The organism is Paenibacillus sp. ALJ109b (genome assembly GCF_010747435.1).
GTDB lineage: Bacteria > Bacillota > Bacilli > Paenibacillales > Paenibacillaceae > Paenibacillus > Paenibacillus taichungensis.
Window position 1 is genome coordinate 134,323 of the sequence record NZ_JAAIFP010000015.1, and the last position, 22,888, is coordinate 157,210.

The window sequence follows — 22,888 nt, forward strand, 5'->3', positions numbered from 1 at the left end:
TTTATTTCGTCACACCCTTCACCGCTTCTTCATAGATGCTTTTCTCCAGTACTTCGTCCAGATTGGCTGCTTTCTTGATCAGGCCATACTTCAGGGCAATATCCGCAGTCCGGGTAAACGATTCATCCACAAAACTGCCCACTTGTTTCTCCGTAAATCCTTCCGGGCGAATCAGCTTCGCAATCTCTTCGAGCATGGTTACCTGATGTTCGCGGGTCGTGCTGCCGTCCGTCACATTTTTCATGACGATATCCACCGTTTCACTCTGATTGTCGATGGCGTAGTTCCAGCCTTTCAGAACGGCACGGGTCACTTTCACCGCGAGCTCTTTATTACTGTCCACCCAATCCTTCTTCGCGATCAGCGTATCCTCCAGCATACCTACCCCGGCATCCTCAATGTTGAATACATCCAGGTCGGACTCCTTCGTCCCACTTTCAAGTACCACGTGATATTCGTTATAAATCGTTGCCGTGGCGACATCAACCTGATCGTTGAAGAACTGATCCATCGTGAAGCCCTGCTTCACCAGTTCAATATCCTTCTTTGGATCAAGGCCGTTCTTCTCCATAAAAGCGAGAACCTGAAACTGCTGGCTACCAAACCATGTGCTCACTTTCTTGCCTTTCATCTGGGCGGGATCGGTAATACCTGCGGACTTCTTCGCAATCAATCGATAACTGCTCTTCTGCGAAATCTGGGCGAGGGAGACGAGCGGAAGGCCGTTATCCCGGCTGACCAGCAAACTGTCCACTCCGGTGATGCCCACATCGGCTGCGCCGTTGACCACCTGCTGTTCGATCACGATATCCGGGCCACCCGGAATGATCTCGGCATCAATACCTTCATCTGCAAAGAAACCTTTTTCCTTAGCGGCGTATATCCCCGCGAACTGAGCCTGCGGCACCCATTTGAGCTGAATCTTCACTTTGGTTAAGGGCTGATCTGACCCTTCCGCTCCCTCCGAGCTGGCAGCAGCAGGGGTGACGGACGGCTCTGATTTCGCGGAGCACGCTCCCAGTATCGCAACGACCAACAGTACCAATACCAGAAAACCCGGTTTTAACGTTTTGTACATATACAGAACAACCCCCTGTTTATATAAGGATCTTCAATCAGGTACTGTGAAATCTGCTTCACGAGTCAATCGATCTGTGGAAGGTTAGCACCTGGATGAGCTTTACGGGTCTGTATGTGCACGATTCCACGGGGTCAGCCGTTTTTCGGCCAGAACGACGGCTTCATACAACACAATACCGAGCACGGCGGCGATAACAATACAGGACCAGGCAAGTGGCATGTTTGCCAGTCGGATCTGATCCGAGAGTAAGTAACCCAGCCCCTGGGAGGCGATGAAAAATTCACCCACAATGACGCCAATAATGCTGGTCGACATATTAATTTTCAGACCTGCGAAGAGGGAAGGCAGCGCATGTGGCCAGCGCAGCTTCACGAAAACCTGCATCCTACTGGCGGCAAGACCACCCATCAGATCACTGTATTGCGGCTGAATCGAGGTCAAACCCTTGAATAAACTCACAGCCATGGCAGCCATCGTAATTACAGCCACGACGGCAATTCGGGACCAGATACCATCCCCAAACCAGTTGTTCATAATTGGGGCCAGCGCAACAATCGGAACGGCGTTCAGTGCTGACATCACGGCAACCGCCGCCCTGCCGCTCGTCGGGAAGAAGGATGCACCCGCAGCGGCCAAGGCTCCCAGCAAGGAGCCGAGCAGAAAGCCACCCAGCATCTCGGTTCCGCTATACATCGCGTATCGGAAAAGCATCTCTGCATTTTCCTTGATGGACGCTGCAATCGCTGACGGAACAGGCAATTGGTAACTTTCAAGCGAGAATAACTGATGGAACAATCGAAGCTGCCACAGGGTTAGAAATAAGGCTCCGGCAAGCCACGGCAATAGGCGCAATCCAATTGATCTTTTGCGAACACTACTAACCAGCCGCCTCTGTCCGGCTTGTCCCTGATGTCCATCGATATCCGTACTTGAAGGAGATGGTACCCTAACCGAATCCGCGATAGACTCCCCAATAGATGCCGTGCCTGCGACAGCTGCCGTCGCACCCTCCTCACCTTTGCGGCTTACCATCACACTTTCATTCATCATGCAGCATGCCCTCCCTTGGCCCTGAATTCAGGCTGCCATGGGGTTAGCCAGCGCTCAGCAAGGCTGATGGCAAGATACGAGATGAGTCCAATGCCAATGCTGAGCATGATGGTTGCCCAGAACATGCCGATTTGGGCACTGCCGTAATACAAGGAACTGACCATCAGTACCCCAAGTCCATCCGGGGCTCCCATTAGCTCCACCACAATGGAAGAGGTGACTGCAAGTGGAGCAGCTATTTTCATACCGGAAAACAGACCAGGCAGTGCAGAAGGCAGCAGACATTTGACATAACGCGCAGGCAGGGAAGCTCCACAGGAACGCATAAGCTCCAGATGCTCCGGTGCTGCACTTTTTAATCCTTTGAGTGTGTGGATGATAATCGGGAAGAACGTAACGTAAGCCGCCATTATAATTCGGGCCCACTCGGCGTTATGGATAATCCCATAGACAATGGGCGCAAGACCGATTACGGGCACCATCTGGGAAGAGATGACATACGGAGATAAGGTACGCTCCACCCAAACCGCCACACTCATGAGCAGAGCCAGCAGCAGGCCCAACACAGTTCCACCGGCAAAACCGATTGCTGCATTCCCAAACGTTACGGCCCCCTGTTCAGCCAATGTGCCTGAGTAACGAAACAGGGCTGCAAGAACCTCATGGAGATATGGAAGACGGGATGCTGCCTGCTGGGGTGACATGAACAAGTGGAGAATCCAGGCAATACCTTCCCACAGCAGCAATACGGACAAAATCCAGATCATTACCCAGGAGCGAAAACCCAGCTTACTGGTGTGCAGGAACATGGATTGGATCACGCTCCTCATAGAAACAATTGCGGATGGTGGTCATCATGCGGTAAAAGGCTTCGGTTTCCCTCAGCTCTCGATCCCGCTCGGCTGGCAGGTTGACGGAATGAATGGAGTGCACCTGACCGGGGTGTGCGGAGAGGACGATGATGCGGTCAGATAGAAATACGGCTTCGGGGATACTGTGTGTAACAAAAAGGAATGTCTTGCCTGTAGATCGCTTAATATCAAGCAGTTCCAGTTGCAGCTTCTCCTTCGTAAATTCATCCAATGCGGAGAAAGGTTCATCCATAAGCAGCAATGGCGGATCAAGCGCGAGTGCACGTGCAATGGAAACACGCTGCTGCATGCCCCCACTGAGCTGCCATGGATAATGGTCAGCGAAGCGGGTCAGCCCGACCATTTCAAGCAGTTCACCACTTATGCGGCGGCACTCCTTCCGGCTTGTGCCGAGCAGCTCCAGGGGAAGCTCCACATTGTGGCGTACCGTGCGCCAATCGAACAGAGCTGGAGTCTGGAAGACAATACCGAACTGGCGCTGCAACCGCGCCCGCTCTGGTTCTTCCCCGGCAACCCGGATGCTGCCTGTCGTTGGCTGGAGCAAATCGGCTACGAGTCGCAGCAGTGTGGACTTGCCACACCCCGAGGGGCCAAGCAGAGAGACAAATTCATTGGAATGAATTTGAAATGAAACGTCGGACAGAGCGGTAACTTGTTGTGCTCCACTGCCAAATACAACGGACACGTGATCCAGCTCAATATGACAGGTGTCGGGGACGATGATAGAGGACATGGGCATTCTCCTTTTCGCGGGAAGCTCGCAATCTTTTCACACCAAGGCTGAATGGAAGGTTTATATACACGAACGTAACAGGTTTTGCTTGTTAGGTAATACTATATATCTTTGGGCGGGGATTACATTATACAGACTGTTTTGAGTATGGGCCTGTTCATGTTACACAGTGTAAAATGATACCGATTCTCAGTCCTAAACATGTCAATGTCCGTGTATGTTATCTAACATATGCTTCACTCACACAGAACTCTTGTAATATCCAAGTAAAGGCGCATAATCATTTGTATTTATTGAATAAATATTCGGAAAATATGACATATACCCTCGTATTCTTGTTGATTTTCTTGTATAAACATTGATAACAGCATTTTGCAAAATGCTCATATAGAAGGACGTGAAATCTCGCCCCGATACGGTGTCTGGTTCTGGAATCATGAAGGCGGTGTCATTGATTCCCGTCCACCACCCATAGTGGCTGGATAATCGCGTTTCCGAACAGTCTCGCAAAAGATTTTTAAAATCAGAAATCGGGGTGGTCCGTATGTTTGATTGGCTGGGATGGAGAAAAGGGTGGCCGCTGTGGCGGTCGTATCGGTTGAATGCAAATATGAAGCAAGACGTAGAGGAAATCTTTGAGGGCATCGCCGAGACCCGGCGGCAGCTCTTGATGGATTGGGCTGAGGAGCAGTGGAATCATCTGGATCGATTGCTTCAGCAGGTACGAGCTGTTCATCCGCAAGGTATGTTGCAAGGCACGGAAGATGTACATGGATTGGAGGTATGGTTCGCAGCAAGTTATGTACGCGCTACAGATAGTACTGAGCTTTTTATGCTTAACGAGCAAAACCAGGTTGTATTTTCTACATATAAGAAACATATTGGACAAGTCTACGAAGATGGAAATGCTTTGATCGGGCCAGGACTGAGGTATACCCAAGCGGATATCAACGGACAAAAGTGCCTGTTTGGACCTTATTCTGATCCGCTCACACTAGAAATTGGACCACGTTCTTCCACGTTTCACGATGATGTAACCTTGATGTTTATCGTACCGATCATGGAAAACGGTCGTTACATCGGTTCCCTGTGCAATCGCGTGCCTAATGATGTATTGGGCGATCTGATCCAGCGTGAATCAGGCCACATCTACCCCGATTCCGGGGATAATTATCTTTTTATGGCTGAATCAAGACTTCGACCCACGCTTCAACCCGGGACTGCCCTGTCCCGTAGCCGCTTCGAGGATCATACATTCACCCATGGGGAGAATCTGAAGGACGGCGTAACCACTGAATGGGGCGTTGTATCTGTTAAAGAGCATACCGAATTGGAACTGATGTTTACCGATCCTTCCACCAACGAACTTCATCCTGGTGTAGCGAATACCATTCGCAATGGCTCCAATCTGTTTGTGGCTTTTCCGGGTTATTCGGACTATCGTCATATTTCAGTTATTGGTAAAGGCATCACATTCCAGCTGCCCCACTCTCCGGATCTGTGGGGCATGATGTGTGAAGGCGATCTGGAGGAAGTGTATCGGATACGCAGCATAGGCTGGCGTCAATTCAAGCAGCACAGCTTGTACATCCTGTTGTCAGGGATTGTAGGAGCAGCACTTGTATATGCGCTGACTGGAAGTGCATGGAGCGCAGCAGCCATCGCTGCCTTTAATGTCATCTATGGATTCCTGACTGCAAGCCAGCTGCAACGAAAACATGTTCAACGGGTCCATGAGGATTTGCGCCGCATTAGCCGATTTATTCGGATTAACGCCGAAGGCAAAGGGGATCTGACCCAGCGTCTGGACACGTCGGCTTTTGCCCAGGATGAATCAGGTGAACTGGCGAAATGGATCAACAATATGATCGACTCTCTGGAAGGAATTATGCTCAAAGTACAGCTTGCCACCGTTGATGTGATGAACAACCAGCACCAGATGCGGGCGTCAACGGAAACTACACAGGGAACAACCGAACGTGTAAATCTTAAACTTGGCTCCATGATTCAGGGGATACGCAAGCAGCTTGAGGACCTAGATCAGGCCAAAGTAGCCGCCGACGAAATGCGCCTCACCCTACAGCAGCTTGAAGTGTCTGCCACAGAGCAGATTGACGTTGCCCGTCAGGAAGTGGAGCGTATCGGAGACAAAATGACTCAGATCTCGGGAGCCGTGTCCGACACCAACCATACGATTTTATCCTTTATGGCGACCATGCAGGACATCTACCGCGCACTTGCTGTCATTGATGAAATTTCGGCACAGACCAACCTGCTCGCACTGAATGCTTCCATAGAAGCAGCCCATGTCGGCGAACACGGACGTGGATTTGCCGTCGTTGCTGGAGAAATCCGCAAGCTTGCCGAATTATCCCGTTCCTCCACTGAAGATATTCATCAGATTCTGGATAATATCTCTGTAGCGGCAGGAGCAGCCTCGCAATCTATCAAGGAAGGCGATCAGGTGCTGGCTGAAGGCACCACGCTTGTTCAGGCTGCTTCACAGTTACTCCAAAGTGCGACGGCTGAAGAACCCCAAAGAACACAGGTTGTGGATCAGGTCGTGGTATTGATGGAGAATATCGCCGCCATCAGCCACAAAAATCGTTCCACGTCTTCGGAGGTGGAGACCGAGATGGTCGAGCTTATTAACGACATGCTGCACGTTCAGCATTCATCGCACAATGTAGAAGCCATCACGGTCTTCTTGCAACAGCTTGTCGGACAATTCCAACTGACCCATCCCGATAAAAACGCGATTATCTGACGTCATCATTGACGCGGATTGGAGAAATAGCTAAAATTTGATGCAACTGTTCGTTTAGACATTGTCGGTTCATTTCATATAGAAGCTTTCCAATCTGAATCAATGAAAGGGTGATCTGCATGGAAATGCTCCAGGATTCTTTTGGCAGAATACATGACTACATCCGTATTTCTGTTACGGACCGCTGTAATTTGCGTTGTGTGTACTGTATGCCCGAAGAAGGCATGGAATTTGCCCCACATGACCAAATTATGAGCTACGAGGAAATCGCCCAGGTGCTTAAAGTGCTGGCTCCAATGGGAATGCGAAAAGTCCGTCTGACCGGAGGCGAGCCTCTGGTACGGAAAGATCTGCATCAACTCGTAAGTATGATCTCGGCCATTGACGGGATTGAAGATATTGCGTTGACTACCAATGCATTGCTGCTGGATAAACAGGCTCAGGCCCTGAAGGACGCCGGACTGAACCGGATTAACATCAGTCTGGATTCCCTGCAAGCGAGCCGTTTCTCCATGATTACTCGCGGCGGGGATGTAAATAAGGTACTGAAAGGTATTGAAGCCGCCACGGCAGTTGGACTTGCTCCGATCAAGCTGAATGTCGTGTTAATGAAGGGCATCAATGATGATGAGATTAAGGATTTCATTGCCATGACCATAGATCAGCCACTGCATGTGCGCTTCATTGAATATATGCCGATTGGGCAGGCTTCAGATTCATGGCGCAAATCGTATTTGCCGCTGGAAGCAGTCACCGATGTATGCGCAGAAGCTGGCTGGACGGTGGAAAATACGGCAGGTCCGGCAGGAAATGGTCCATCACGAAACATGAAGATTGCCGGTTCACAAGGGACATTCGGATTGATCCATCCGGTCAGTGATCACTTCTGTGATAACTGCAACCGTCTCCGCCTGACAGCAGACGGACATATCAAAGCTTGTCTGTACTGGTCGGATGAATACAACGTTCGCCGCTTCGTAGATGCCCCCGATGCTATGGCAGCTCTTTTCCTCAAAGCGCTTGGCACCAAACCGAAGAATCATGAAATGGCGCTTGCCCTGGAGCAGAAAATGCAAAGTCATACACCGACGGTACGACGCATGTCCCAGATCGGCGGATAGGCAAAGCGTGATCTGGCGGGTAACACATCCATATTTATGTGCATCAGAGCAGGCAGATATAAAGAATATAATAATTTCGATTTACTTCATGATTGTAACAATCATTGTTGTACCAAAAGCTGCTGAGGACGTTCTGTCTTCAGCAGCTTTTTGGATTATGTATTTATCTTTTTTCTGTATTTGTTCAACTAAACATTACACTATAACGGAGAGGACAGAAATAACCTGAAGAAGCGAAGCGTTCGCCTAAAAGCTTTCTGAAAGAAAGCTACATCGGAAGCATACGCTTTATCCCCGGATTTTCCCCTTTGGAAAAGGGAATCCAAAAAATCTGGGGATAACAGCGATCGGAAGGTTGTTCTGTCATTGGAGTACCTGTGTGTGTAATAATCATTAGTTGAACTTATATAGCATTCCTGATTCCAAGATTAAAATAAAATTAATCTGCCATATGCCCTCTTTAGGCCTTCAAGAATCCCGCAATTTTGACGATGAATATACAATACATCAAGATCATACGCACACATATATAGGAGTTGATCCAATTGAATATTGTTGAAGCACTTGTTGCAGCAAGCCCGTATTTTAAAATCATGCTCAAGGAAAATGATTTGATGATTGCTGTTACCGATATGGAGCAGTTCCGGTATTACGTACGGAGCGAAGATCTTGATCTGGGTATCAAGGCTGGAGATCCGATCTCACTTGAAGATCCTACACTACGCCGGGCACTTATCGATGGTGAGACTTCAGCCAATCGTATTGAAGCGCATCATTACGGGACTCCCATTAACTCTGCGGCTACCCCACTTCGCGATGAAGCAGGCCAGATCGTAGGTGCATTGGCCATTGGATTTTCACTCAAAAACGAGGAAAAACTGGAGCACTTCACCGAATTGATCGGAGAAATCAGCGGTAAGTTAACCGATATGGTTCAGACCGTAGCTGCCCAATCCCAACAACTGACCGCTTCATCTTCACAGATTTTGGACAACACACGGATGGCGGTGCAAAATTCCAGTGAAGTCACCAAGGTAGCTTCATTCATTCGTGAAATTTCGGAGCAAACGAATCTGCTAGGCCTGAATGCTGCCATTGAAGCAGCTCGAGCAGGAGAAGCAGGCGCTGGCTTTGGCGTTGTTGCTACCGAAGTACGCAAATTATCCACCGGAACCAAAGAAGCTACAGTGAATATTGAACGTTCCTTGAAGGAAGTACAGCATTCGATTCGTCAGATGGAACAGGAGATTACATCCATCGCCCAATCCAGCAACCAGCAGGCCGAACTCGTCACCGAGTTCAGCGAGGTGATTGATCAACTGAACAATGCATCCCAGGATCTCAAGTCATTCATTGAATCCATGCTATTGAAGGCAGATTAAGATAGAATACTCATTTGGCGCATTAAGTATAAGGCCAGCATATAAACAATCCCCGCACGTTTAACGTGAGGGGATTCTTTTCTATTTTTACGAGAGGATCAGCTTCCACAGCATCATGCCCGCCATTCCGACCATGACTACAGCGGATAATCGATTGAAGAAAACACTGACCCGGCCTGTACGATCTCTTCTACCTACTAGCCTGCCTGCACCTGCCAGTCCCAGAAACCATACCCATGATACCACTGCCGCCGTTATTGCAAAATAAAAGCGTGTCATCCCTTCGTATTGAAGTGAGCTGGTGCCGATTACGGCTACCGTGTCCAGCAGGGCATGCGGATTAAGCAAGGAAACGGAAGCAGCAAAGGCGATCTGTCTTCCCGCAGACAGCACTGCTGCTGAACTATTCGCAGGCCCGGAAGACTTCCAAATGCTCCATGCCATATAGAGCAAAAACACACTCCCTCCTGCATACAATACATTGGCCAGCAGCGGCCATTGCAGCAAAATGAGGGACACCCCTCCGACGGCTGCTCCAATCAACAACGTATCACTGAGTCCTGCGGTTACTATCGCTGGCAGCGCCCGTGCATAACTTCGCTGACTCATGCCCTGATTAAAAATAAATACATTTTGTACACCAAGTGGCAAAATCAGGCCAAACGCTAGCACCACCGCGTGAATAATTACCCCCATCGTTCATCCCCCTTAGACATGCCTCCATAATAGTAGAGATAATGTCAGGCGTAACCAACCACTTGGATGGCATTGGACCCAACCAAATGATATAGTGTTCAAAATAAGAGAGAACGTAAATCCCATCACTCATTCTAAAAAGGAGGCAAACCTGCCCATGAATCGTTCTGATTATCGACAGGGGGGCAGCTGGAAGCCGGACCCCACCCATTCCCTACCTCTGTACCGACAGATTGAAGTCTATATCAGCGAGAAAATTACTGCCGGGGAATGGACAGCAGGATATCGGCTTCCTTCACAACGGACATTGGCTCAAACCATGGGTGTGAACCGCAGCACGCTGGTCACTGCACTGGAAAATCTGGCCGCCGCAGGCATGATTGAAGGCAGACATGGTGGCGGAACATATGTCTGTGGCTCTGGCTGGCATGCGCTGGCTCACGGAGCCTTACCCTTACCCAACTGGGAGGAAGCCATCGAAGAAGGCTGGTATTACCCCAATCTGCCAGAGGTACAGCAGATTAACCAGGCTGAGTTCCAGCCAGGCATCATCAGGCTTGGTACAGGTGAGCTTGCACCTGAGCTGATGCCCCAGGAGGCTTTTAACGACATCCTCCTTGCTCTATCCAGTCGTTCTCGTACACTAAACTACCTCGAACCTCAGGGTAGTCTGGAGCTCCGACAGGCTTTGTCTGTTTACTTGCAAGCAAGCGGCATCCAAGCCTCCCCTGACTCCATTCTGATCGTATCCGGCTCTCTCCAGGCACTTCACCTTATTTCAGTTGGACTTCTGCCCCGCGGATCGGCAGTCCTGCTGGAGAAACCATCTTATCTGTACTCCATTCATGCTTTCCAATCGGCCGGATTAAAAATGAGTGGCATTCCGATGGATGCCGAAGGATTACACATTCCGCGTCTGGAAGATGCCGTACAGAATAATGCAAACAGGGACAGCATCTCGCTGCTCTATACGATTCCGAGCTTCCACAATCCTACCGGCTCCGTCATGAGTGACAGCCGCCGGGAAGAACTGCTCGCCACAGCGCGGAACACCGGCATCTCCATATTGGAGGATGCCGCCTACAGCGACCTGTGGCTGGACGAGCCCCCGCCGCCATCGCTGAAGGCGCGTGATAAAGAAGGACGGGTGCTGCACATGGGCACCTTGTCCAAGGCGGTAAGCCCCGGTCTGCGCCTCGGCTGGCTGGCTGGGCCGGAGCCGGTCATCCGTCGCCTCGCAGACATCAAGATGCAGACGGATTATGGCACCAGCTCCCTCGCTCAGGAGGCTGCTGCACTCTGGTTTGCCGATGGATACCACGAGCAACATATGGATCGCCTGCGGCCAGAACTTCGCAAACGCAGAGACTTTATGCTTGAACTTCTGCAACGCGATTTCAGTGAACTCGCCGAGTGGAGCATACCTGCCGGAGGCTTTTATATCTGGCTCCGATTTACCACCAGTCCTCTATCCATTCGCGAACTGTTCCATGCCTGTCTGGAGAATCATGTGCTGATTCATCCGGGTTATCTCTATGACCGCCTAGATGCAGAGCACATTCGTCTGTCCTATGCCTATGCTTCACCGGATGAGATGGAGCGCGGTCTTCACTTGCTGGCACAGGCAGTCAAACAGCTGATGTCATCATGAAATAAAAGACCGCCTTGATCGGAAGGAATGACATCCCTCTGATCAAGGCGGTTCTTTGAGTTTTTGTATTAATGAGACAGATACGTCAAGGTCGCAGGTTTTCCTTACCCTTTTACCGCACCTTCTGCAATACCCTCCATGATGAACTTTTGGAAGAACGCATAGATGAGAACCACCGGAATCGCGGTAAGTACCAGGGAGGACAGAATCAACGGCCATTCCTTGTTGTACTCGCCAAACAGCATGTTCGTGGACAGAATCAGCGTATAACGATTCACATCCGTCAGCATGAGCAGCGGCAACAGGAAGTCATTCCATATCCACAGGAAGTCCAAGATGGCGATAGTGACCGTAATTGGCAGCAACAGTGGGAAGATGATCTGGAAGAACGTCTGGAACTCATTACATCCATCCATCTGTGCCGATTCTTCCAATTCACGCGGGATAGACTTAACAAACCCGTGATACAGGAAGATCGCCATGTTCACACCAAGTCCGATATAGATCAGGGCCAATCCGTATGTGCTTCCTTGGACGTGAAGCCCTTTCGCAACCCGTGTCAGCGGAATCATGATCGAGTGAAAAGGAACGAGCATGGATGCCACGAACAGGAAGAAAATCAGGTTGCTCAATCTGCCTGAAGTACGCGAAAGCTTGTAGCCGGCCAATGAAGCGCAGAATACAATACCGCCAATCCCTAGGAAGGATACAATCGCCGAGTTCAAGGAGCTGCCCAGTAGATTGATTTTGTGAAATGCATCCGAGTAGTTTTCCCAATGAAATGTCGTTGGGAGAGCTATAAAGGACTGGAACATTTCGCCTTGTGTTTTGAATGAGTTCACAATCGCCATGTAGATTGGCAGCATTGCGACGAGGGAGCCCAGCACCAGCAGCAGTCGAATCAGGTAGCTGTTAATTCGTTGCATCCTCATGCTTCCACCTCTTTCTTCTTCATCACCGTAATCTGAATGAGTGTGAAGATGAGCACGATGACGAATAACACAACCGACTTGGCACTGGCATATCCGTATCTAAAATTGTTGGAGAATGCCTCTTCATAGATATTCATCGTAATGACCTGAGTGGCTCTGCCTGGACCGCCACCTGTCAGACCGTACACAACTTCAAATACTTTGAAGGCACCGTTCAGTGTCAGGAAGAAACAGATTGTCACGGCATGAGTAATCATCGGCAAAACGACATTACGCAGTACCTGGAACGCGTTGGCTCCATCAATAACAGCCGCTTCCTTCAGACTCTTCGGCACACCCTGGAGTGCAGCTAGATAGATGATCATCATATACCCCACACCATTCCAGAGCGATACGATCAGGATGGAGTAGAATGAAAATTTCGGATCACCCAGCCACTGTTGGTCCAAAAAGGAGACCGCCAACTTCTCGGCCAGCTGCGGCAGCACCTGGGAGAAGATGAATGTCCACATAAAGGCGCTGATGATTGTACTGATCATGTTCGGCATGAAAAACAGGGTCCGGAATAACCCCTTGCTGCGCGTCCGTGTCTCAATGAACACGGCGAGCAGCAAGGCAATTCCATTTTGCAGAATCAGCATAAACACCACATATTTTAACGTGAACCATAGGGAATTCAGAAAGTCGGGATCTTCCTTGAACAGCTCCACGAAGTTCCCCAGACCGATAAAACTGTAATCCTGGTTCAGACCATTCCAGTCCGTCAAGCTGTAGAACAAGCCACTAAATGTGGGATACAGCAGGAAAATGGCATAGATGACAAAGGCAGGCGCAGTGAACGCTAGCAGCGACAGATACTTCTTGAATACATTCGTAGCCATTGGTTCTCCCCCTTTTCACTATAAGCAGACTCGCGGAAACGGGGGAACGAAGACCGTTATGCCAGCCGTTTCATCTGCTTACTTGTTGACTTTGTTGTAGGATTTCCACGCCTTGTCGAGCGCATCAATCACCTGCTGCTGATCCAGTTGTCCGGAGTAGTAACCTTGCAGTGCTTTGCCTGATTCATCCTTAACCGCTTGAGGAATGGATGGATCCTGATACGCTTTGCCTTCATTAACATATTTCAGGGCATCGTCTACCCAAGGGAAACTTTTGAAGTCATGAATTTTGGCAACCGGATTGAATTTCAGTGCTTCGTAGAATGCACTTGAATCCTTATCATCGAGAACATAGTTTACGAAGTCGAGTGCCACTTCCTTGTTTTTGCTGGAGGAAGATACGGCCAATGAGGTCGATGTGCTCAGGTTGATTTTGGTATCATCCGGGTTGTCATTAATCGGCAGTGGAGCTACGCCGAAGTTGATATCCGGATTGGACTTCAGGATGGTTTCTGCGAACCAAGGTCCTTGAATCCACATTGCTGCTTTGCCTGTTGCAAAGGCTGCTGAACCATCATCGCCGCCCACTTCGAGCGCTTTCTCCGTACCATTGGCATTGACGAGATCGAAGATGTCGAACAAGGATTTCATATCCGAGAAGGAACCTTGATCCTGATTCATCTTATCCAAGAAGTCTTTATGTTCTGACTGAGTCAGTGCACCTACAGTAAGTGGCAGGAACAGTTGTGGAATCCAGGCCTCTTTGTAGGACAGTTCAAACGGTGTGATGTTTGCTGCTTTCAGCTTTTCCACGACTGCTTTCATTTCCGTCAAAGTTGTAGGAATCTCTAGCCCCTGCTCTTTGAAAATATCCTTATTGTACAGGTATCCCCAAGATAACGTTTCCAAAGGAACGGCCACGACTTTGCCCGACGCATCCGTTACGGAAGGCTTAACGGAATCCAGTAATTTATCGACAAAAGGCTGACCCGACAGGTCTTCCAGATAACCCGCTTTGCTGAACGGTGGAATTTCATTGACCGCATGAAGTGCGAACACGTCTGGTGCATCATTGGAGGCAAGTCGTGTTTTCAGAATCTGCGGCGCATTATCTGCTGGCGGCATCTCCAGTTGTACGTTGACCTCAATATTCTTTTCGGCTTTCTCCTTGGCTTTGAACTGTTCTATATATTTATCGTAATGTTCTTTCAGCCGCGGCTGTGCAATGAATACTTTGAGGGTCACCGTACTGCCCGATGCAGTCCCCTCCGCCTTACCATCCGTACCCGCATTGGCACCGCAGCCTGCGAGCAGAACACTCACAAGTACCGCACTTGCTACGCTTTTCCATACTTTCATCTCTTATGACCTCCCGGTGTAACTGGTTTGTCTTTCATAGGATCATTATATATCACGAAATGAAAGCGCTTCATTGGACATTATTAGACTCGTTTATTGGATTATTTTAAACCTTAATCCAATAGTAAACTCTCTGTGAATGAATTATTTAGGGCTGTTACCTGATATTCGAGGTTGTCCCTTTCGCATCTCTCCAGGCGAAACTCCGAAGTGTTTCTTGAACACCCGGTAAAAGTACGATACATCCTCATAACCCGTCATCTCGGCAATATGTTTGAATGGAATCTGATCATCGAGCACCCATTCCTTGGCTCTTGCCATCCGTAACTGGACAATATAGTCGGTCACATTCACGTTATATTCTTTTTTGAACACCTTGCTGAGATATTCTTTGCTAACAAAAAAGATCTGGGCAAGCTGCTCCAGCGTAATCATCTCCATGCAATGCTGCTCGATGTATTGCTTCACCTCATCCAGGTTCAGCTTGTTCTTGAATTTGCGCTGCGCAATCAGCTGCTCCAACGAAGAATAGTAAGGCGCTGATATCCAGTCCACTGCCGATGTGACGGACGCCAGAGCAGTTGGCGGCGGGAGTACAGCTGCTACAGGTTGCTCACATAAGCCGTTGGAAACACACAGCTCGCCCAGCAGCGTCTGCAATTCATATGCGATCCGCCCCAGCTGTTGCGGTCTTCGGATATCACTGGTATCAAGTCGGTGCTCCAGCTGCCCGAACAGCTCATGCAATCCCTGAACGTTCAAGTCGTTAAAACGTAGGCGTGCCTGCTGCTGAAACAGCGAGAACTCGCCAGAAAAAGCCGAAGGATAAGGTTCCCATGACTCCGGCCCTGACTCTGTCTTTTCCAATTCACGTTTACACTTGGCCAGAACGTTATTCAATTCATCCGGATTTACCGGCTTGAGCAGATAATCAGCGGCACGGTGACGAATCGCATGTTTCGCATAATTGAAATCATCATATCCACTAACCACAATCACTTTGATATGCGGATATTGTGCACTTAGCGTCTGGAGCAGTTCCACGCCGTCTTTACCCGGCATACGCATGTCTGTAATGATAATATTGGGCTGATGCTGCTCAACCAACCGGATCGCCTCTCCGCCATCCTCTGCCTCACCTGCTACCACCATGCCAAGCTCATCCCACGTGCCCAAATTGCGCAAAATATCTCTGTTCCATGGCTCGTCGTCCACTAATAGCACTCTATAATGATCCTTGTTCACGTGATCTCGCCTCCTGTATGGCAAGGAATTCGAACAGTGACACTGGTTCCCTGTCCTTCCCCACTCTCCATGTTCATACCGTATGCAGGCCCAAAGTGCATCACGATGCGTGATGCGGCATTGACCAAGCCAATGCTGGTGCTCGAGCTCCATACTCTGTCTCCTTGCTGGGACAGCTTGGACAGTCTCGATTGCATCTCGGCCAACCTCTCTTGATCCATGCCCACCCCATTATCGGAAATGCGGATGGTTACCTCATGATCTAGTCGAACAACTTGAATGTGCAATTTCCACTCTCCCTGCTTTTTCTCCAGACCATGGACAAATGCATTCTCCACAATCGGTTGCAGGGACAACTTCGGAATGTAGCAGTCACTGAGCCCGCCTTCAATCTCAAGTTTATATTCAAGTCTGCTGCCAAAACGCTGTTTCTGGATGAGCATATAATGCTCCAGTTGGTCCAATTCGGACTGCAATGGCACGAGACCATCCGGCGCTCTGACAATATAACGGAACATCTCACTTAATGCACGAATAACTTTGTAACTGTCTGCCGGCTTCTGTGAGTACACCATACCTCCGATCATCTGCAGCGTATTTTGCAGAAAATGCGGATGAATCTGAGACTGAAGCGCTTTGAGCTCGGCCGTCTGTTTCTCCAGATTCATGAGATAGTTATCCCGGATATGTTCCCTAATGCGGCTTGCCATACCATGCAGATTTTTCTCCAGCAGGCCAATCTCATCCACCCGACCACTGCGGACCACTTCCTTGTCCTTGATCAACTGGATTCCCTTCATGGAATTCGCCAGTCTGACAATCGGTTTAGATGTTCGCCAAGCCACAAATGCTGCCAACAACACCGAAACCACGGTAGCCAGCCCACCTACAACAAGACCATATTTCATCGTGTCCAGTGCACTCTCATTGATAACATGAGAAGGAACAATTTTGATCAGACGCATCCCTGACGGATCAATGGCATGATAGAATACATATTCCTTGGCTGTTCGAATGAAGCCGGAACTGTCCTTCGTAGCTGCAAGCTTTTCCAGTGCCTCTGCTGAAGGCTGTATCTCCTTGTTTGGCTGATAAACCGGACTTCCTGTACTATCCGCGATGTACACCGCATAATCCCCCCGGCTGTCCAGCAATTCCAGCGTCTGATTGAATTCGGCCCACTTGACTTCTAGACTGATTGCGCCGATCTGCGCCTGATCCTCAAAACGGTTCATGCTGCGGGTCATATGAAACTTTTCCGGATCATTCGAATCATTAATAATCGTAAAGTCCTTATGCTGCTCAAAAAGTTCATGGTATGCCGCAGGAATGTCCGGGACCGATCGAATTCGGCTTTCCATTGAGTTGAAGGTGAAAAGCGTGTCCAGTTCCTTCAGGTATAACTCCACGCCAAATACATAGTTACCAGCCGAATAATATACACTGTTCAGCATGTTGAACATAGCCTTCTGCTCATCGAATCGACTGGCAGCGGGAGCATCCTGATTCAATGCTAGATACTGATGCAGCTCATCACTAATCTGAATGGAATAGATGAGATTGTTCATCCGCGCGAATTGTTCACCCAAATAGATGGAGGCCCAATTCATATTCGCACGGTTGGTCTCCATGATCTCTTCTTCCATGGAAGAACGGGTATTTTCGGCTGCTACAACCGTCATGGCAATTACGGGCAGAATGGCCAGAAACGTCATGGTGAGGATTAATTTGTTGCGAATGCTGCGTTTGAACGGATCAGTAAGCTTCCGATATAATTCGGTAAACACGAGGCATCCACTCCTGAGCTATGAGCTAAAATAAGATAAACGCCCCAGCATGAAGCCGAGGGCGCTTTGGTCTTGGTATTCTTTTTATAATCATTGAAAACAGACTTGTCAATTCATTTATGATTTCCCATTATTGCTCAATAATGCAGAATCCCCATGGTTCAAGCACCATATTCTGCCCTCCGGACACCGCCGTTCCTGCCAAAAGTTCCGTTCCGTCCCCATAAGCATTTACGAAAGAAGTAGCCTGATCGGAGTAGTTAAAGAAATACCGAATCGTATTCCCTTGCTCATTCACGCCGCTCTTCACGATAATTGGAAAAGCTAATTCCTGATCGGTTCCCCACAGTCCGGCTTCCTTCATGACACGCTCCAACACGTTGCGAATCACCGCGGAGCTGGTATAACATCCAACGTACGTTGCTTTGCCCTTGCCATAGGCATTCTGGGTAATTGCCGCATATTCACCCCAGTGAGGATGATCATACCAGGCCAGCACTTCTGCAGTTGTTGGTGTAATCAGTTCCATCCAGGTGTGAATCTGATTCTGTTCCTCTCCAACCTCGAACGGATCATCTCGAAGCGACACATTTTTCGGCTCAACGAACAGGTTGTAACTGATGCCACAAGCCTCACTGATCAGTCCAGGCTGGCGGGTAGAGCGGACCTTAATATGCTCATTGGCGAATCCGCTCTTGAAGGAGTAAACGACATGCCCACCATCCTGTACAAATTGGTTCAGCCTCTCAAGCAATGCATCAGAAGCTGCGTACAAAGCAGGCACAACGATCACATCATAGCCTTCATAACTCTCCACAGACGGATCAATCAGATCACAGCCCATATTCATTTTGTATAATTCGTCATACATCCAGCGGATAACGTCGTTGTATTTTTTGTCACTCGTAAAATTAAATCCGAACCACTTGATCGACGTCAACGCCTCATTGCTGAACAGCACGGCTACCCGATTCGTTTTCTTCAAATTCACCAGTTGCGGGCTAAGTCTGGCAAAATCCCGGCCGATCGTTTTGGCCTCGTTGTAGACCGGATTCGGTTCAAAATCATGGCTCAGCAATCCTTTCCAATACGTCTCGAACGAATTATGCAAGGAATGCCAGTGCCAGTAAGCAACCATGTTTGCTCCCGAGGCCAGGTGGCTAAACGCCTGAAGGCGAAGCTGTCCAGGGTAGGGAACCCAATGCCAGAAAGCCTGCGCCTCGGTCTCGAGTACAAGATAGTTCGATTGTTTAGTGGAACGTGCCACGTCACCGCCGAATGAAATCTCAATGCCGGTCAGATCATCCTGCGACGGATGGTAGATGTCCACACTGGTGATATCAAAAGGTTCGGATGCGGCAAAATGGTCCACATCCCCCTGAATGCCGTACGAGTATCCACGCCAGTCGAAGTCAAAGTTCTGGGTGACAAACTGACCTGCCTGTTTGTACTCATTTACAATTCCGACCTGCCACGCTAGAAAGTTGGTTACCAGTTGGCGTTGAAATTTGGCAAATTCAGCTCCCAGACTACCGTTGATTGTACCGACAACTGACGGGAAGTCCTCCCAGCTATTGATGCGGTTACTCCAATAGTCGAGACCAAATTCCTTGTTCAAATCATCTAATGAGCTGAATTTGTTACGCATATATTTGACGAATTGCAATTGTACGTTATTACCGGCAGTGTTGTAATGCTTCGTTTCGTTATCCGTCTGATAGCCAATCACAGCAGGGTGTTTGCTGACACGGGAGATCAGCTTGCGAATGATGCGTTCTGCATAGAACAGATACGTCGGATGTGTGATATCCATGATCTGCCGCGCTCCATATTTCCCAGGTCCCTGCACCGTTGTTGCTAGAACATCCGGGTGCTCCTTCACCATCCACGTCGGAACAGCATACGTAGGGGTACCCACAATAACCTGAATGCCCGCCGCATGCATGGCATCCAGTACTCGATCTACTGAGGAGAAGTCGAATACACCATTCTGTGGTTCATGCGTACTCCATGTTGATTCCGCAATCCGCACCACGTTGATGCCTGCATCTTTCATCATCTGAATATCTTTGTCCAATCGCTCATAAGGCATATATTCATCATAGTAGGCTACCCCGTACAATAACTTGTCCATGTTAAAATCCCCTTTTCATCCGGAAGTATGAAGCTCTTGGCATTTATACAAAATGAAATGATTCAATTGAAAAATGATAACGTTTACATTATTATCTATTGAAGTACATTAGACACTTAGTAATCTGTCGAACGCTCTCCTATTCTCCGATTTTCAATGTTGGCGTTAAACTGATTATAATGAAGTATACTATGGGTGCCGATTGTACAAGGCGAGTTGTTTTTACCCTTTTCCGAGGTGAATGTCATGGATATCCGATCGCAGCTACGAGAAATGCCACATCATACATTGGCTCACTGGCTGCCTATAATCGACTGTAACATTAAATTCTATGGAGCGCACAGCCAACAAGTTCCATACGGTTGGGCGATGCCGGAGGAATGCCATCCGGGCTTTGAAATTATGCTGATTATAAAGGGGACTCAGGAGAGTGTGATTCACGGGTATACCTATACGGTTGAGGAAGGTTCGATTCTGCTGATTCCACCCGGATTCAAACATACAAATCAATGTGTATCATCAGATGGCATGACGTATTTCAGTGCTCATTTCAATGTGGATGATCCTGTTTTCACCTTGAAGCTGATGTCACATCACAGCCGAATCTATGAGGCAGGCACCACAGATAACATACAAATGCGCCCTGTCCTAGAGAACTGGATGAACATGATCAGAACATCGGAGGCATACACTTCCACAGACAAATTTATCATGCAGGCACGCATGTTTGAATTGTTTGCCCTGCTGTCCCAGGCGGCTGACCGTGAACCACTGCCTACCCGATCTGATGCATCGCCTAATGCTCCAGCTCCCGCAGCCATGCATTATGCAGGGGCCATCGCAGAAGCAATCAAACAGGCGTTCCATACGCAGCTCCGAATCAAAGAGGGTAATGTATCCACCGTCAAAGTGGAGCAGATCATATCCTCATTTGGCATCAGTCCGGGATATGGGCTGCAAATCTTCCGCAAGGTGTACGGACAATCTCCACGGGCCTATCTGTCCAGCCTGAAGCTGCAGGAAGCCAAAGTGCTGATCGAACAGCCGAAGCTCTCTTTGGGGGAAATTGCATGGAAGCTGGGCTACACCCACTTGTCGCACTTCAGTCGGCAATTCAAACGATGGACTGGCCAGAGTCCACTTCAATATCGCAACGCCGTTCAGGATCTATCCAACGAATCGGGTCAAGGGCACCAGGAGTTGGGAGACTGAATCGGACTGAGAAAGAATGAGATGATGATGAAGTGATGGGTCAAGGGCCGTATGATCGGTTACGAATATGCTCGTACTCTTCCGGAGTATTCATATTACTAAGTTGAATAGCCACATCATGGACGCCAGCGCTTTCCAACTCATCGACGTCGACATATCGACAGCCGATCTCTTCAAGCCATTGGGTTACTTTCAGTCTATTATCTATTAGGCGCTGTTCAAGTTCGGGAAGAACACGTCTATGATATGCACCTGCAAGCGGATGAACACGCCCTGCCAATCGTGGAACGATCGCGTGATGCTCTTGACCTGATTCGACGAGCCACTTCATACCTTTGAAAAAGGATGAATCTAGCAGTGGCATATCACAGGCGCAGATGAGGTTCCAGTCTGTCTCCGAGGCTGCCAGCGCGGCATGCAGCCCTGCAAGCGGCCCTTTTCCCGGATAATAATCTTGGACGCAGTCGTAGGGCAATGCGTTGTATGCAGCTGTGTTGGTTCCTGCGGAAACGATAATACCATTCACAGCTGGTGCCATCGCTTGGATGACGTGCTCCAGCACGCTGGAACCATTCCATTCCAACAACGCTTTATTGGAACCCATACGGCGGGATAAACCTCCAGCCAATATAATACCTGTCCATTCCATCGTGCTCACGGTAATCCTCCTCGTTCAATAAACTTATTCTATACATTGAATACCCTTTCAACAAATGATACATTGAAGAATATGATTCTGAAAGGAATGGCTCTAATTGGACAGATCTGCACCCGGAAGAGGCAATCCCTCTTTGGTTTCGCTGAAACTATATAACTTTTTCATTTATGGAGCCATTTCAATTTTCGCCGGTTTTCTTCAGTTGTATTTGCAGGAAATCGGGATGACCAAATTGGAGATTGGCAGTCTGATGGCGATTGGTCCGTTTGTATCCTTGTTCGCTAATCCGTTCTGGGGCTTCTGGAGCGATAAATCACGCAATATTCGCATTATTCTGATGATGATGATGGGTGGCACCTTTGTGCTTGCTCAGGCCGTATTCTATGCGCCTACGTATGCCTGGATCTATGCAGCCATGATCTTTTTTTATTTTTTTCAAAGTCCGTTGTTTGCCCAAACCAACAGCCTGATTCTCGGTTATATCGATGGCACGACTCAGAAATTCGGTACGTTTCGTCTTTGGGGATCACTCGGCTGGGCTCTAACCGCTGTGGCTGCTGGACCGCTGATTGACCGCCTGGGGGCGGGCAGTGTATCCCTTGTCTTTGCCTTCATGATTGTCATTGCCTTTGTCTTTGCCCTGTTTCTACCCAGACAGCCAATCGCTTCAGATACACCTGTTGTGAGCTTTCGACGTTTCGGCAAGGTGATGTTCAATCCGTACTTTATGATCTTTATCGGGCTTGGGGTACTCGTTTCCGTACCCAACGCCATGAACAGTACATTTATGTCATTATACATCGTGGAAATGGGTGGCGATAAACAGATGGTTGGCTGGGCCATCTTCACATCATCCATCCTTGAAGTGGGTGTATTCTTGCTCCTGGACCGTTTTCTCAAACGCAAAATGAGCATGCTTCTCTCATCGCTCATACTGATCAGTCTGTTGTTCGCCATCCGCTGGCAGCTCATGGCCCTCGCTAACAACCCGTTAGAGATTGTGTTCATTCAGCTCATGCACTCCATTACGTTCGGCGGGTATTTCTATGTAGGGACCCAGCTGACGATGCTGTTCATTCCAAGGCCGTACCGTTCCTCTGGTCAGGCCGTGTATACGATGGCCTGGGGCGGCCTCTCTGGTGTCATTGCCGGCCTGTTCGGCGGCTGGCTGTTCCAGAGCTTCGGCGCTGAAGTGATGTATAACATCGGGGTATTCTTCTCCCTGATCGGCGCTGTTGGCTTTGCAATCATGTGGTTCTCGAACCGCCGCAATGGCTATCAGCCAACAGTGCTGACGGAAATGGGTGAAAGATAATCTTTTGTTGTA

At 48.9% G+C, this 22,888-nt stretch carries 18 protein-coding genes; 6 read left to right on the plus strand and 12 right to left on the minus strand.

Features of this window, described 5'->3' with window-relative positions; genetic code table 11:
• Nucleotide 1 precedes the first annotated feature (1 nt).
• The 4 genes from G3352_RS16655 to G3352_RS16670 all read right to left on the minus strand — a co-directional run bounded on the left by G3352_RS16655 (nt 2) and on the right by G3352_RS16670 (nt 3,736).
• A complete protein-coding gene (locus G3352_RS16655) occupies nt 2-1,078 on the minus strand; it encodes an ABC transporter substrate-binding protein (protein WP_163758118.1) in 1,077 nt (358 codons plus the stop codon).
• Between the two features lie 102 nt (nt 1,079-1,180).
• A complete protein-coding gene (locus G3352_RS16660; RefSeq protein ID WP_240343105.1) occupies nt 1,181-2,131 on the minus strand; it encodes an ABC transporter permease in 951 nt (316 codons plus the stop codon).
• Nucleotides 2,128-2,952, minus strand: a complete 825-nt coding sequence (locus tag G3352_RS16665; protein WP_345940770.1) for an ABC transporter permease — start codon at nt 2,950-2,952, stop codon at nt 2,128-2,130. Before G3352_RS16665 ends, G3352_RS16660 begins: the two co-directional genes overlap by 4 nt.
• Nucleotides 2,921-3,736 (minus strand): ABC transporter ATP-binding protein, encoded by an 816-nt coding sequence (locus tag G3352_RS16670; protein ID WP_240343106.1) that lies wholly within the window; start codon nt 3,734-3,736, stop codon nt 2,921-2,923. The genes G3352_RS16665 and G3352_RS16670 overlap by 32 nt, the downstream gene beginning before the upstream one ends.
• Nucleotides 3,737-4,280: 544 nt before the next feature.
• On the opposite strand from G3352_RS16670, the gene G3352_RS16675 reads away from it, so the two are divergent.
• From G3352_RS16675 to G3352_RS31440, 3 genes are all read left to right on the plus strand, one after another.
• Nucleotides 4,281-6,503: a methyl-accepting chemotaxis protein gene (locus tag G3352_RS16675; protein ID WP_163758122.1), complete on the plus strand. Its 2,223-nt coding sequence runs from the start codon at nt 4,281-4,283 to the stop codon at nt 6,501-6,503.
• A gap of 119 nt (nt 6,504-6,622) precedes the next feature.
• Nucleotides 6,623-7,624, plus strand: coding sequence for a GTP 3',8-cyclase MoaA (moaA, locus tag G3352_RS16680; RefSeq protein ID WP_072733651.1), 1,002 nt, complete (start codon nt 6,623-6,625; stop codon nt 7,622-7,624).
• 545 nt (nt 7,625-8,169) lie between these two features.
• Nucleotides 8,170-9,006 carry a methyl-accepting chemotaxis protein gene (locus G3352_RS31440; RefSeq protein WP_163758124.1) on the plus strand — a complete coding sequence of 279 codons (837 nt, stop codon included), beginning with the start codon at nt 8,170-8,172 and terminating at the stop codon, nt 9,004-9,006.
• A gap of 87 nt (nt 9,007-9,093) precedes the next feature.
• Here the strand turns inward: G3352_RS31440 and G3352_RS16690 are convergent, their stop codons facing one another.
• A complete protein-coding gene (locus tag G3352_RS16690; protein WP_163758126.1) occupies nt 9,094-9,702 on the minus strand; it encodes a LysE/ArgO family amino acid transporter in 609 nt (202 codons plus the stop codon).
• A gap of 157 nt (nt 9,703-9,859) precedes the next feature.
• On the opposite strand from G3352_RS16690, the gene G3352_RS16695 reads away from it, so the two are divergent.
• Nucleotides 9,860-11,353 (plus strand): aminotransferase-like domain-containing protein, encoded by a 1,494-nt coding sequence (locus G3352_RS16695; protein WP_163758128.1) that lies wholly within the window; start codon nt 9,860-9,862, stop codon nt 11,351-11,353.
• A gap of 104 nt (nt 11,354-11,457) precedes the next feature.
• On the opposite strand, the gene G3352_RS16700 is transcribed toward G3352_RS16695, so the two are convergent.
• The 6 genes from G3352_RS16700 to G3352_RS16725 form a co-directional block, all read right to left on the minus strand.
• Nucleotides 11,458-12,285: a carbohydrate ABC transporter permease gene (locus G3352_RS16700; RefSeq protein WP_076287550.1), complete on the minus strand. Its 828-nt coding sequence runs from the start codon at nt 12,283-12,285 to the stop codon at nt 11,458-11,460.
• A complete protein-coding gene (locus G3352_RS16705; RefSeq protein ID WP_163758130.1) occupies nt 12,282-13,166 on the minus strand; it encodes a carbohydrate ABC transporter permease in 885 nt (294 codons plus the stop codon). Before G3352_RS16705 ends, G3352_RS16700 begins: the two co-directional genes overlap by 4 nt.
• A 78-nt stretch (nt 13,167-13,244) precedes the next feature.
• Complete coding sequence (locus G3352_RS16710) at nt 13,245-14,525, minus strand: ABC transporter substrate-binding protein (RefSeq protein WP_163758131.1); 1,281 nt, start codon at nt 14,523-14,525, stop codon at nt 13,245-13,247.
• Nucleotides 14,526-14,669: 144 nt separating this feature from the next.
• On the minus strand, nt 14,670-15,770 hold the full coding sequence (locus tag G3352_RS16715; RefSeq protein WP_163758133.1) for a response regulator: 1,101 nt from the start codon (nt 15,768-15,770) through the stop codon (nt 14,670-14,672).
• Entirely contained in the window at nt 15,767-17,557 is a 1,791-nt protein-coding gene (locus tag G3352_RS16720) for a histidine kinase (RefSeq protein WP_163758135.1), read from the minus strand. Before G3352_RS16720 ends, G3352_RS16715 begins: the two co-directional genes overlap by 4 nt.
• 130 nt (nt 17,558-17,687) lie before the next feature.
• Nucleotides 17,688-19,691, minus strand: coding sequence for a beta-galactosidase (locus tag G3352_RS16725; RefSeq protein WP_163758137.1), 2,004 nt, complete (start codon nt 19,689-19,691; stop codon nt 17,688-17,690).
• 273 nt (nt 19,692-19,964) lie between these two features.
• Between G3352_RS16725 and G3352_RS16730 the strand changes: the two genes are divergently transcribed.
• Nucleotides 19,965-20,903, plus strand: a complete 939-nt coding sequence (locus G3352_RS16730) for an AraC family transcriptional regulator (RefSeq protein ID WP_240343107.1) — start codon at nt 19,965-19,967, stop codon at nt 20,901-20,903.
• A 40-nt stretch (nt 20,904-20,943) separates the two neighbouring features.
• Here the strand turns inward: G3352_RS16730 and mobA are convergent, their stop codons facing one another.
• The gene (mobA, locus tag G3352_RS16735; protein WP_240343119.1) at nt 20,944-21,552 is read right to left on the minus strand and encodes a molybdenum cofactor guanylyltransferase; all 609 of its coding nucleotides are present in this window, start codon (nt 21,550-21,552) and stop codon (nt 20,944-20,946) included.
• A gap of 142 nt (nt 21,553-21,694) precedes the next feature.
• Between mobA and G3352_RS16740 the strand changes: the two genes are divergently transcribed.
• A complete protein-coding gene (locus G3352_RS16740) occupies nt 21,695-22,876 on the plus strand; it encodes an MFS transporter (protein ID WP_163758143.1) in 1,182 nt (393 codons plus the stop codon).
• Nucleotides 22,877-22,888 lie beyond the last annotated feature (12 nt).

Coding starts and splice junctions, on each gene's coding strand:
- G3352_RS16655 (WP_163758118.1), bottom strand. CDS start 1,078: ATGTACAAAACGTTAAAACCGGGTTTTCTGGTATTGGTACTGTTGGTC.
- G3352_RS16660 (WP_240343105.1), bottom strand. CDS start 2,131: ATGATGAATGAAAGTGTGATGGTAAGCCGCAAAGGTGAGGAGGGTGCG.
- G3352_RS16670 (WP_240343106.1), bottom strand. CDS start 3,736: ATGTCCTCTATCATCGTCCCCGACACCTGTCATATTGAGCTGGATCAC.
- G3352_RS16675 (WP_163758122.1), top strand. CDS start 4,281: ATGTTTGATTGGCTGGGATGGAGAAAAGGGTGGCCGCTGTGGCGGTCG.
- moaA (WP_072733651.1), top strand. CDS start 6,623: ATGGAAATGCTCCAGGATTCTTTTGGCAGAATACATGACTACATCCGT.
- G3352_RS16690 (WP_163758126.1), bottom strand. CDS start 9,702: ATGGGGGTAATTATTCACGCGGTGGTGCTAGCGTTTGGCCTGATTTTG.
- G3352_RS16695 (WP_163758128.1), top strand. CDS start 9,860: ATGAATCGTTCTGATTATCGACAGGGGGGCAGCTGGAAGCCGGACCCC.
- G3352_RS16700 (WP_076287550.1), bottom strand. CDS start 12,285: ATGAGGATGCAACGAATTAACAGCTACCTGATTCGACTGCTGCTGGTG.
- G3352_RS16705 (WP_163758130.1), bottom strand. CDS start 13,166: ATGGCTACGAATGTATTCAAGAAGTATCTGTCGCTGCTAGCGTTCACT.
- G3352_RS16710 (WP_163758131.1), bottom strand. CDS start 14,525: ATGAAAGTATGGAAAAGCGTAGCAAGTGCGGTACTTGTGAGTGTTCTG.
- G3352_RS16725 (WP_163758137.1), bottom strand. CDS start 19,691: ATGGACAAGTTATTGTACGGGGTAGCCTACTATGATGAATATATGCCT.
- G3352_RS16730 (WP_240343107.1), top strand. CDS start 19,965: ATGCCACATCATACATTGGCTCACTGGCTGCCTATAATCGACTGTAAC.
- mobA (WP_240343119.1), bottom strand. CDS start 21,552: ATGGAATGGACAGGTATTATATTGGCTGGAGGTTTATCCCGCCGTATG.